The sequence below is a fragment of the Thomasclavelia sp. genome (assembly GCF_017889095.1).
GTDB lineage: Bacteria > Bacillota_I > Bacilli_A > Erysipelotrichales > Coprobacillaceae > Thomasclavelia.
This window is the reverse complement of record NZ_JAGHEW010000360.1, coordinates 1-3,901: the sequence shown is the minus strand read 5'-3', so window position 1 is coordinate 3,901 and position 3,901 is coordinate 1. Positions and strand designations below refer to the sequence as shown.

At 31.1% G+C, this 3,901-nt stretch carries 5 protein-coding genes and 1 pseudogene; 5 read left to right on the top strand and 1 reads right to left on the bottom strand.

Annotated features, from left to right (window positions below; all coding sequences use genetic code 11):
- Positions 1-238: 238 nt before the first annotated feature.
- Genes J7M77_RS15285 through J7M77_RS15270 form a run of 4 tightly spaced genes read left to right on the top strand, consistent with a single transcriptional unit; the run spans position 239 to position 2,242 of the window.
- Complete coding sequence (locus J7M77_RS15285) at positions 239-556, top strand: PadR family transcriptional regulator (RefSeq protein WP_296880125.1); 318 nt, start codon at positions 239-241, stop codon at positions 554-556.
- A 1-nt stretch (position 557) separates the two neighbouring features.
- Entirely contained in the window at positions 558-1,292 is a 735-nt protein-coding gene (locus J7M77_RS15280) for a DUF1700 domain-containing protein (RefSeq protein ID WP_296880123.1), read from the top strand.
- Complete coding sequence (locus tag J7M77_RS15275) at positions 1,280-2,062, top strand: DUF4097 family beta strand repeat-containing protein (protein ID WP_296880121.1); 783 nt, start codon at positions 1,280-1,282, stop codon at positions 2,060-2,062. Before J7M77_RS15280 ends, J7M77_RS15275 begins: the two co-directional genes overlap by 13 nt.
- Entirely contained in the window at positions 2,063-2,242 is a 180-nt protein-coding gene (locus tag J7M77_RS15270; protein WP_296880119.1) for a PspC domain-containing protein, read from the top strand.
- Between the two features lie 26 nt (positions 2,243-2,268).
- On the opposite strand, the gene J7M77_RS15265 is transcribed toward J7M77_RS15270, so the two are convergent.
- Positions 2,269-3,567: a glycoside hydrolase family 32 protein gene (locus tag J7M77_RS15265; protein ID WP_296880117.1), complete on the bottom strand. Its 1,299-nt coding sequence runs from the start codon at positions 3,565-3,567 to the stop codon at positions 2,269-2,271.
- 98 nt (positions 3,568-3,665) lie between these two features.
- Between J7M77_RS15265 and J7M77_RS15260 the strand changes: the two are divergent.
- Positions 3,666-3,901, top strand: a pseudogene (locus J7M77_RS15260) (ABC transporter ATP-binding protein); the annotation flags it as partial.

Genomic DNA, 3,901 nt, shown 5'->3' with positions numbered 1-3,901 from the left:
ATCGTAGTTGTATCCTGGTTAATGATGAAAATACCAATCGCTACCACAAAAACAATAACTAAAATAATAATTTTTTTGTTTGCCTTCTTCATTTTTACCTCCTGTTTATATTATTTAAAATAATTATGTGAAAAATATCATTTAAATAACAAAAATAGGGTGAATAATATTATATTGATTGACAACTAATATTATACGTCATATAATATTATTGAAAAATAAGGAAGGAGTTAGACAGATGATATTTAATACGGGAGCAGCTTTATTAGATACAATTGTGTTATCAGTTATTTCTAAAGAAGCTAATGGGACTTATGGATATAAGATTACTCAAGATGTAAGAACAGGCTTAGATGTATCAGAGTCAACTTTATATCCTGTTTTAAGAAGATTATTGAAAGATAATTGTTTAGAAACTTATGATCAGGAGTATTGTGGTCGTAATCGACGTTATTATAAAATAACACCTCAGGGAAAGGCGCAATTAGCGATGTATAAAGAGGAATGGTATAGTTATGTAACTAAGATCAATAAAATTATTGACGGGGGAAATTAAAATGAATCGAAAAGAATTTATGGATAGACTGGCTTACTTGCTTCAAGATATTGAAGACGTGGAATGTCAGGCAGCACTTGAATATTACGAGGCTTATTTTGATGAAGCTGGTTATGAAAATGAAGAACAAATTATCAAAGAACTAGGTTCACCAGAGAGGGTGGCAGCAATCATTAAGGCTGGTTTAGAAAATCAATTTGATCAAGATATTGAATATAGTGAAAAGTCAATGGATAATGCCAGCTATAAACAAACTCAAGAAATTGTTGAAGCAACGATCGTTGAAGAAACAGAAGAAAGTGATGAAAAAAAAGGAAGTCGTTTTCGTGGCAACGCTGATCGTAATCGTATCTTATTGATATTTATCTTTATTGGAGCAGGAATTTTGTTGTTTGGTGGCTCAGGTGGCTTATTTGTCTTGTTTTTTACGATTCTAGCAATTTTATTTGCTTTTGGGATTGGGATTATGATAGGAGCAATTGGCTGTGCTATTGGCGCAATAACGTGCTTTGTTAAAGGGATAATGCTGATAGGTAATTTTTTAGGAGCTGGATGTATCGTTCTAGCAACATCTTTTGCTTTGATTGCATTAACATTGTTATTTTTCTTACTAGGAGTAATGGCATTAAGATTAATTCCTAGAATTTGTAAAGCTTGTATTAATCTTTTAAAAAAATTAATCGAAATGATTAGCGGGCTAGTAAATAATGGAGGTAATCAACAATGCGCAAAATAAAATATATGATTTTTATAACTGCTGCTATAGCATTAAGTCTGTTTATTTTTGGGGCAGCCTGCAATGGTTTCAATCAGTTGGAAACATTATATGATCGTGGTGAATTAGGGGTTTCTTTACCATATTTTAAAACCAAAACTACTTATGAAGAATTTAGTGATATTAAAAAACTAGAAATAAAATGTGAAACTGGAACGGTTAATTTATTTGAATATGATGGTACGGTTATCAAAGTAGAAGCATTAAATATTACTAGCCAGTCTAAAATTAAAAAAGATAACGATACTTTAGTTATCAAAGGTGGAGCACATATCTTTAATTTTATCAGTTCTAATGATTCTAAAATCAATGTTTATATTCCTCGAGATTATTATTTTGAAAAAGCAGAAATTGATGTTGATGCTGGTAAAGTAACTGTTGATAAACTAAATGTGGATAAATTAGATTTTAATGTTGATTTAGGTGCACTTGAAACAAAATACTTAAAGAGTGATCAAGCTAAATTAGATGTTGATGCTGGCAGTATTGAAGTAGCTTATTTAGATAGCCAGGATAGTGAGTTAAAATGTGATTTAGGTGATATTGATGTTCTTTTAGCAGGCAAAGAAATGGATTATAATATTGATGCTAAATGTGATTTAGGTGATATTACAATTGGTAATTATGATGGCACAGGAATCAGTGAATCGTATCAAAAACATGATGGTTCACGTAAGTTAAAAGCAAAATGTGATTTAGGTAAAATTACAATTAGGATGGAAGGTGAATAAATGAAAAAATTATATCGTTCTAATCAAGATCGGATGTTATGTGGTGTTTGTGGCGGTTTAGCGGAATATTTTGATGTTGATCCGACTTTAGTTAGATTAGCCTGGGCTGTTTTAACGGTTTTAGGTGGCAGTGGTATTTTAATTTATATTATTGCGGCAATTATTATTCCAGGACGTTAAAAACAAGGAAGTCAAGCTTCCTTGTTTTATTTTACAAAAATATCATAATTAATATTACTTGTAAGTGTGTCTTGTAGGTTGTAAACGATATTAGAAAGAACATATTCACCGTTATTAATATAAATTTCAATGATATGTTGATCATAGAAAATTTTAAGATCACATTGATCTAACTTAGGTGAAGATAATTTCTTTAAACCACCGCCATCAGGGTAAACTAAAGAACGATCAACTGTCAATTTACTATCAAAACTAATTTGATAACCACCAATATTAAGATAATCACCAGATTTTAAACTAGCAGTAATTTTACAAGGTTTTAAAGGATCAAAAGCAGCTGTTTTGGTCGTAAAGAAATTATCAACATTAGGGTGAATATTAGTATAAATATGGTTATTTCGATAAGTAATTACCCGAGGATAAGTGATTAACCCAATCCAGTTTTCTTCGTCAGCTTCAGGCATTCGCATCCAGGCAACATAAATTCTGCGACCTTCTTGATCAACTGCAGTTTGTGGGGCATAGAGATCTAAACCTAAATCTAAGTAATTTAAATCGCCCGTAATTTCCAGGTCACAGTTTTGATGATCAAAGTTGATCGTCGTAATCCGGCCATGGGAAGGATAACCTTCTTGATTAGTTCTTTCTGGTGACATAATTAAAATATACTGATCATTGACTTCAAAAATATCAGGACATTCCCACATATCACCATATTTAATCCCACGATAGTTATTGAGATATTCCCAATTTAAACCATCTAAACTTCGATAGAACAATAATTGACCATTGTAATTATTATTTTCATCAAGATATTTACTACATAAAACAATGTAATAATAATCACCATGTTTCCATACTTTAGGATCACGAGTATGAACAGGATGACCGATTTCACCGTCTTTAAAAACCGGAATGATCATTTTTTTGTTGTTTAGATTATCAAATGTAAAACCGTCTTCACTAATTAACATACTTTGACTTGATAAAAACTCATCGCCAGTTAAAGTAGTATGGACATTTTCAGGGTTAAATTTAGTATATTTTACTGAAGTATAGTAAAGATACATCTTCCCATCAACTTCAATGCTGGAACCTGAAAAACAGCCATTAGCATCATAATCTTTAGTTGGATATAAGGCAATTCCTAAATCCTGCCAATTAATTAAATCTTTACTGATTGCATGGCGCCAATGCATTGTTCCCCAACGATTTTCATAAGGAAAATGCTGGTAAAATAAGTGATAATTACCTTGATAATAAATAAATCCATTAGGATCATTGATCCAGTTTGCTGGTGCGCATAAATGATATTTTGGACGCATATTTTTCCTCCTATAAAAAATATTTTTTTATATTTATATTTTACTATAAATTTAGATTTAAAGGGATATTTTTGGAATATATTTTAAAAATATATTAGGATTTAGATACTAAAGAGGATGTATTATATACGATCCCTGGTTCACCACCAAATTTAGCTTATGAAATTGTCGGTGATGCTTTTGCTCCTCGTAATCCATTTGCTTTAAAAATTGATTTGCGACTAGAACCGCCAATGTTCGATGTACCTGGTTCGAAAACTCATAAAGTAGCAAGCTGGCTGATGCATGAAAAAGCACCAAAAGTTAATATGCCAGAATCACTAAGAAAACGATT